6 protein-coding genes are annotated in these 7,596 nt (G+C 64.8%); 2 read left to right on the forward strand and 4 right to left on the reverse strand.

Annotated features, from left to right (window positions below; genetic code table 11):
• Positions 1-1,087: TIGR03013 family XrtA/PEP-CTERM system glycosyltransferase (locus ABIV12_RS12465; protein ID WP_348059740.1), on the forward strand; the 1,087-nt coding region annotated here is incomplete at its 5' end.
• Positions 1,088-1,141: 54 nt separating this feature from the next.
• Here ABIV12_RS12465 and ABIV12_RS12470 read toward each other — a convergent pair.
• Positions 1,142-1,816, reverse strand: a complete 675-nt coding sequence (locus tag ABIV12_RS12470) for a J domain-containing protein (protein ID WP_348059742.1) — start codon at positions 1,814-1,816, stop codon at positions 1,142-1,144.
• Positions 1,817-2,195: 379 nt separating this feature from the next.
• Between ABIV12_RS12470 and ABIV12_RS12475 the strand changes: the two genes are divergently transcribed.
• The gene (locus ABIV12_RS12475) at positions 2,196-3,914 is read left to right on the forward strand and encodes a hypothetical protein (RefSeq protein ID WP_348059744.1); all 1,719 of its coding nucleotides are present in this window, start codon (positions 2,196-2,198) and stop codon (positions 3,912-3,914) included.
• A gap of 60 nt (positions 3,915-3,974) precedes the next feature.
• On the opposite strand, the gene ABIV12_RS12480 is transcribed toward ABIV12_RS12475, so the two are convergent.
• Genes ABIV12_RS12480 through ABIV12_RS12490 form a run of 3 tightly spaced genes read right to left on the reverse strand, consistent with a single transcriptional unit; the run spans position 3,975 to position 7,527 of the window.
• Positions 3,975-4,643 carry a hypothetical protein gene (locus ABIV12_RS12480; protein WP_348059746.1) on the reverse strand — a complete coding sequence of 223 codons (669 nt, stop codon included), beginning with the start codon at positions 4,641-4,643 and terminating at the stop codon, positions 3,975-3,977.
• The gene (locus ABIV12_RS12485; protein ID WP_348059748.1) at positions 4,640-5,764 is read right to left on the reverse strand and encodes an acyltransferase; all 1,125 of its coding nucleotides are present in this window, start codon (positions 5,762-5,764) and stop codon (positions 4,640-4,642) included. Before ABIV12_RS12485 ends, ABIV12_RS12480 begins: the two co-directional genes overlap by 4 nt.
• Complete coding sequence (locus tag ABIV12_RS12490; protein WP_348059750.1) at positions 5,761-7,527, reverse strand: hypothetical protein; 1,767 nt, start codon at positions 7,525-7,527, stop codon at positions 5,761-5,763. Before ABIV12_RS12490 ends, ABIV12_RS12485 begins: the two co-directional genes overlap by 4 nt.
• Between the last annotated feature and the right edge of the window lie 69 nt (positions 7,528-7,596).

The following is a 7,596-nucleotide window of genomic DNA, read 5'->3' on the forward strand; positions in this document are numbered from 1 at the left end:
GGAAGCACGTCTCGGCCGTGGCGTGCTCGGGCTGGCCCTGCTCATTGCGTTTGTTGCAGTGGCCCTGTTCCGCACCGGCTTCCTGCGCATCGTGGATGTCGATGCGCTCAAGCGCCGCGTGCTCGTGCTCGGTGCCGGCAAGCGGGCGGCGACCATCTTTGAAAAAATGCGTCGCCGCGCCGATCGTCGCGGGTTCTCGATCGTCGGTTACGTCGCCAACGAAGGGGAGCAGGTGGTGGTACCGCAGGAGCTGATCGTCGACCCGGCCGGCAGCCTGGCGGACTATGCCGAGATGCAGAAGATCGACGAGATCGTTGTCGGTCCGGACGAGCGGCGCGGAGGCCTGCCGATGGAGCAGTTGCTCGATTGTCGCCAGGCGGGAATCGGCATCACCGAGCTGGTGACGTTTTTCGAGCGTGAGTCGGGCAAGGTCAAACTCGGCCTCGCCGAGCCGTCGTGGCTGGTGTTTTCGCAGGGCTTCGACATGACGCCGCTGCGGCGCCTCTCCAAGCGCACGTTCGACATCGTCGCCGCCTCGCTGGTCCTCGCGATGACCTGGTTCGTGATGCTGCTGGTCGCGCTCGCCATTGCCATCGAATCGGGCTGGGGCCAACCCATCCTCTATCGACAGGAACGTGTCGGCGAGCGCGGCAAAGTGTTCAAGCTGATCAAGTTCCGCAGCATGCGCACCGACGCGGAGCTTGACGGTGTCGCGCGCTGGGCGTCCAAGGGCGACGACCGCGTGACGCGCGTCGGCCGCTTCATCCGCCGTGCGCGCCTCGACGAATTGCCCCAGCTGTGGAACGTGCTTCGCGGCAACATGAGCATCATCGGGCCGCGTCCGGAACGCCCGCAGTTCGTGGCCGAACTGATCGAGTCGGTCCGCTACTACAACCTGCGTCATTGCGTGCGACCCGGTCTGGCCGGATGGGCGCAACTGCGCTTCCCATACGGCGCATCGAAGGAAGACGCGAGCGAGAAACTGCAGTTCGACCTGTTCTACGTGAAGAACCACAACCTGTTGTTCGACACATTGATCCTCTTGCAGACGGTCGAGGTTGTGTTGTTCGGACGCGGCGTGCGCTGAGGGTCAGCGCCTGCCGCGCGATCGACGCGTTGGCAAGCGATCGCGTGTGGTGCACTAGTTCTGCGGCGGCGCGTCGCCCTTCGGCACCGGGGGATGCGTACTCGCGTGACGAAGAGGTCGCAACGGCGAGCTGTACCAGCCCGACACCTTGCCCCGCTCGAACGCGATCCAGGAAGGCCCGTAGTCCCAGCGGTCTTCGCCCTGCGAGATTGGCGCCGATTCGATCTCCAGCACCGCGCTGCGGCTGATTCCGAGCGCAAGCATGGCGGCCGGTGCGTCGCTGTCCGCAAATGAGACGACATTCGAGCGTGCGGGCTGCGCGTTGGCCGAACGATCGGTCGCAGCGACCTCTCCATCGTCCGCGGCGCCGACCCACAACCAGATGGCTGCCGCGAGACCGGCAACCACAATGATCATGGCGATCGATCGCGCGGGTGGCCCTTTCGCCACAGTTGCCACGGGCGGCACCGGGGCCGGACTCGGCCTCGCCGCAATGCCCGCGCCAGGAAGACGGCCGTGACGACGATGAAACAGCGTTGCCGCCCCGTACAGCGCCGTCAGTTGGCGCAGGTGTTCGCCAGCCCGGTCCGCTTCCTCGCCAGCGCCTTGCCTCCGGTCCGGGTGCAGGTTTGCCACACGCCTTCGGTAGGCGAGCTTCAATTCGTCGAGCGTCGAATCGGGACGCAATCCCAGTTGCTGGTAGAGCAGCAGGAAATCGGTCGGATTCATTCCACGGCCTCTGCCGGTCTGGTCGCGGCGACGCGCCGGTTTTCGGCCGCCAGTATACGAGCGCAGGTCAATTCCTGCGTGCCCGAACAGATCGGACTGTGCCGCCCCAACGAGGGTCTGCGGAATAAGCAATAGGCGGGTTTGATGGGCCGGGAATGGACGCCGCGGCTATTACCCCGCCCATTGGCAGAGTGGAAAGCGATATTTCAACTGGATTCGCGCTTTGTATATTCCGGTGAATTCAATTCCGTAGTGATGTGTCCGTCACATTGGCCACGAAGGACGCTCGATAGACTCAATTTCCCTGAACCGTCTATTCACCGGCGTGAAGCCGGCGGTTTTCCGAAGTTCCAATCGCGCAACCGCAAGGCCGATGTCCATGCATCCATCCATTCGTTGTGTCGTCGCGCTGGGCGTTCTCGCCGCCTCCGCCACGGCCTCCGCCGCCATCTCGATTGATCTGTCATACGTCGATACCGCATCGGCGAATTACACCCGGTTCAAATCGTTCGTGGATAACGCGGTGGCGCATCCGACCAATCCCGGATACGGGTTTTCCGCAGCCGATGCGGCCTGGATGTTCCGCATCACCGGCCAGACCCAGTACTGTGACCTTGCCGTTTCATTGGTGGATGCGCAGGTCGCGGCCGCCGAGCAGGCCATTTCCGCAGCAGGCGTCCCCGCGGTTGCGGGGGATTCCTATCTTCAATCGGGTCCGATGATCACGGACGTGGCACTTGCATACGACTGGTGCGCGGCGCGCACGACGTCGTTGCAGCGCACGCGCTGGTCGGCGTACGCAGAACAGGCCATCTACAACATCTGGAATTTCAACAGCGCCAGCTGGGGCGGTCATCCGCGCCCCTGGAGCGGGTGGTCGACCGACAACCCGGGCGACAACTACTACTACAGCTTCATGGCCGCGACGATGTACTGGGCGCTGGCGAGCGACAGCAGTGTCTGGACGACGTTTCTCAGGTTGCAGAAGATTCCCCTGCTCGAGAATTATTTCGCAGCGCTTCCGGGCGGAGGCAGTCGAGAGGGGACGGGATATGGCACCTCGCACAAGAATCTGTTCCTGCTGTACCGCATCTGGCGTGACAGCACTGATCAGGACATGGCGACCTCCAATCCGCACCTGACCGAAAGCATTCTCTACTGGACCCACGCGACGGTGCCGACTCTCGATCGTTTCGCGCCGATCGGCGACCAGTCACGCAGCTCAATTCCGGAGTTGTACGACTACCATCGACATCTCATGCTCGAAGCGCGTCGGATGACCGATGATGCGAGTGCCGCTTCGGTTGCGTCATGGTGGCTCGACCACATTTCGGTCGCCCACATGACCAGCAGCTTCAACTACCGCTTCGACCTGCTGCCGGCAGGAACCAATGGTTCTCCGCCGGCCAGTCTGATCTACCACGCCGAAGGGGCCGGTCATCTGTTCGCGCGCACCGGTTGGGATACCGCCGCAGCGTGGCTCGATTTCAGCGCAGGCCCCTACGTGGAAAGCCATGCGCACCAGGACCAGGGAGCGTTCACGCTCTTCCAAGGCGATTGGCTGGCAGTCACGCAGAACATCTGGAGCCACAGCGGCATCCAGCAGGGCACCGAGGTCGCCAACGTGGTGCGGTTCTCAACGAGTGCGGGCGCAACGATTCCGCAGCGGGCCAACACCACCTCGACGTTGACGATCAACGCCACGGGCGTCGCCGGTGCCGTCAACGCGACTGGCCATCTCGGACCGGCGTATGCCAGCAACTCTGGCGTGCATTCGTGGGATCGAACGATCGATTTCGCATCTCGCAGCCTCACGGTGCACGACTCCTTCAACGTGGATGCAGGAATCCAGGCCACGTTCCAGATCAATGTGCCGGTGCAGCCGACGGTGAATGGAAGCACCATCACGGCCGGCAACCTGGTGATCCATGTGCTGACACCCGCCAACCCAACCATCACGCTGGTCAATTGGGCGCAGCAGGACAGCGACTACAACTCCGGCTGGCGCATCGACATCCACGGTGCCGGCAATACCTTCGATGTGCAACTCGCGGGACCGCCCCAGGGCGACGCGGTTTTCCGCAACGGATTCGATTGATCGAATGAAGGATCCGGTGGCGCTTCACGCCGCCGGAACATCGTTAACGGATGCGGCATTTCACAATCCGCGCAGGAAACGGCGCAGCGCTCGCCAGACCACCAGCGGTATTTCGTGGCCGCCGTCGAACGGCAGCCACTCCAATCGCGCACCGCCTGCCATTGCCGCGTCACGCAATCCCTCGCCGGCCGTGAAGCCGAGTTCGCGATCATCGCGACCGTGCGCGATCAGCATTGGCAGCTGATCGAGACGCGTCAGACGTGGCTGCCACTGCGTGAACGCCACGCGCGACGAGGACAGCAGCGCCAGCGCGTCCGCGCGTCCGTCGTGCAGCACATGATCCATCGCCAGCATGCCGCCTTGCGAGAATCCGACGAGTGCGACGAGGCGATCCGTTCCGATCGCGGCAACGAACGCAGCAAGGTGCTTGCGCGCCTCGGCGCGCCCGGGTGGATCGAACGCGTGCAGATCCCGCGTGGTGCCGGTCAGTGCTTGTGCGCGCGCCTCTGCCGCGATCGGCCACCAGCTTCGTCCGCGGGGCCCGGTCGAAAGCGGAGCATCCGGAAACAGAAAGAGGCACGGGACGCCGAGCGAATGGGCGAACGGCGCGAGGTCGGCGCCTTCCATCGCACGTCCGTGCAGCACCACCACGACCACCCGGGCGTCCTCCGGACCAATGGCGATCGTCTGCAACCCGGCGATGACGAGGTGGCGTTCCGTTGTCGTCATGCCTGCACCGGTTGCGGCGCAAGGCGTGGTTTGAGTGCAAGGAAGCGACGTTCGTAGGCGTGGTAGGACAGCGCCGCCAGCGCAAAGGTCGCGGCGGTCGCGACGATCATGTACGTCAATGCCGAGATGCCACTGGGCGTCGGGCCCGCCAGCCGCGTCAGCAGCGGAAGGCCGACGAACAGATGCAGCGGCGCGTAGAAGACATACATGCCGTAGCTATAGAGGCCGCAGCGTCGGAGCGGTGCCGCGCCGATCCATCGCGACGGCGTCCCTTTTTGCAGCAATGCACAGAGAATCAATCCGAAGGCCGCGGCGACCAGGGTATAGCCGAACGTTTGCATCACGGCGCCGGTTCGCTGAAGGTGCCCGAGAACCAGACTCGCGCCAAGGAGTGCGCCGCCGGCGAGAGCGAGTGAGCGCGGGTCGCGCGCCATCATCCACGAGGCATTGCGTGGCTCGCGCAGCAGCGCCGCAATGAGCGCGCCGATCGCAAGTGCGTCCATACGCGAGGGCGTGAACATGTAGGCCGCCTCGATTCCAACCGGATCGCCGAAGTGCTGGCGCAGAGCGATGCGCGTGGCCATTGCGATGGCGATCAGTGCGAGGCTGATCGCGACCACGCCGCGACGTCCGGTGAGCCGCACCACGAGCGGCCACACGAGATAGAACTGCTCTTCGACGCACAACGACCAGAAATGCGGGAATGCGGGCTCTTCCCGACCGAATGGCGCCACGTAATTGGCCAGATAGGTCCACAACCAGATCTGGTGCCGGCCGCTGTCGCCGGTGTCGATGATCATTGGCAGAAGGACGAACGCAACCAGTAGAACTCCGTAGTACAGCGGGAAGATACGCAATACTCGGCGTACGAAGAACGAACGGTAGTAGTGCGCGTTGGAGCGCGTGTCGAGCAGGATCCCGGTGATCAGGAAGCCCGACAGGACGAAAAACAGCTGCACGCCGATCCAGCCGACGTCCATCAACTCGCCGACATGGTGGACGACTCCGTGACTGTCACCGACGACGTCGAACCCGTGCGCAAGCACGAGCAGGATCGCGATTCCGCGAAGGCCGTCGAGTGCATCGACATGGACGCGGGAGTCGGGCGCGACGGCCTTCACCCGGCGTCGATCGCGGTGACGAGCGCATCGAGCAGAACAGCATGCGACCAGCGTGGCGTGAACGTATGGTCGGGTCCGTCGATCATCGTCACGCCGAGCATGCCGCTCGCGAGCAGCCGCGGCACCACCGAACCGCCTTCCTCGAACAGCAGCCCGCGCCCCGGATCGCTGGCGGCAAACACGAACCGCACATTCACATCACGCCGCGCGAGTTTGGCCAGCTCGCTGCCGAGGTCGTTGGTCAGCGGCAGGTGCAGATGTCGCTGCAATTCCTTCAACGGGCGGGCGATCTTGCCGATCGCCCGCAGCCAGACGATGCGCGCGACGCGCGTCAGGTCGACTTGGCCGCGCACCAGTTTGCGCCACGAAGCCCCGCTCGACAGTGCGCGCTGATAGCGCGCGGCGTCCGCCGCCACGCGGAACGCGGCGAAGTCGAGCGCCATGCCCGGCGCGTAGTGGAAGGTGAGCGGATTGATCGCGACGACCGAGCCGATCGCCAGGCCAGCCAGCGCGGCTTTCAGTGCGTGATATCCGCCGGAGCACAATCCAACTGCCGCGATCGGACCGGTTCCGTGCTGTCGCAACCACGCCACCGACGATGCGATGTCGTCGATCACATGCGATCCGTAGACGGTGTTCTCGATGGCGCGCGCACGCGTCGCACTGTCACCGATTCCGGAGAGATCGACGCGCAGGACGAGGTGGCCACGCGCAGCGAGCGTCCTCGCCAACGCGACGTAAAGGCGGTTCGGACCGATGCGGCCGACCGCGCCCGCATTGAGGAGGAGCACGGCACGTTTGTCGGGTGATGCGGGGCGGGTCGCGATTCCCCATTGGAAATCATCCAGGCGAACGGCGTCTTCACGGATCGTCGCTCCATCCGCGACCATCTCCGCCCGAGATCGCAATGTCAGCGTCCGCGGCGCAGCGTCGCCAAACGCGGGTTCTGTCGCGCGCGCAACCGCGAAGGCAATCGCCGCTTCGATGATCGCGACGGGAATCACCGTGCGATGCGGATCGAGCATCATCTCCACGTAACCTGGCAAGCGCTGCTGCTCGACTGATGCACCCGCGGCGAGCAGATGCGACGCCCATGCATCGTTCGGCGCAAGGTCGTCGCGATCGATCAGCAGCATCCGCGGAGCAGGTGCCCGCGGCAGTGCGAGCAGGTCGATCGCCTCGATGGAGCGACGCGTTTCGCCGGTGAGTGCAAAGCCCACCAGTTCCTGCACGTCATCGATCGCAGGCGACGGCGGCGGAGTCAGTGCGAGCGCCATCTGCAGCACACGACCTTCCCGCAACAGCGCCTTTCCCTTCGGAACCGCCGCGATGGCGATCACCGCTGCGACATCGTCGCGTCGCAGTGCGGCAAGTGTGGCGAGGCTCGCGCCGAGGCGGACACCGGCCAGCACGATGCGCCTTGCACCGGCTCCGCGCGCGAGCGCGCACGCATCGTCGATACTGAGCAACCACTGTTCGAGGCGATCGGGATCGAGATCGTCGCCCGCACTGTCGCCACACCCGTCGAGGTCGAAGCGCACCGCAAGCACTCCGGCCGCCGCGGCGAATTGCGCGAGATGGCGCAGAGAACGGAGCGCGCACACGGCCTCGAAGCCGAAGGGCGGAACGATGACCAGTGCGAGGTCGCAAGTCGCGCTCGCCGGCCGATGCAGCCAGCCGAAGCGCGGTCGATCAGCCGCTCCGAAGTAGCCGGCTTGCGCAGCGGGAACGATCACCGCCGCGTTTGCGTCCGGCAAATTCATTGCAGGGCGAACCGCGCGGTCGCTTCTGCGTTGAGCGCGCCGATCGTGCCGCGCGCCGCAGACAGAGAC

The sequence above is a fragment of the Dokdonella sp. genome (genome assembly GCF_039926425.1).
GTDB lineage: Bacteria > Pseudomonadota > Gammaproteobacteria > Xanthomonadales > Rhodanobacteraceae > Dokdonella_A.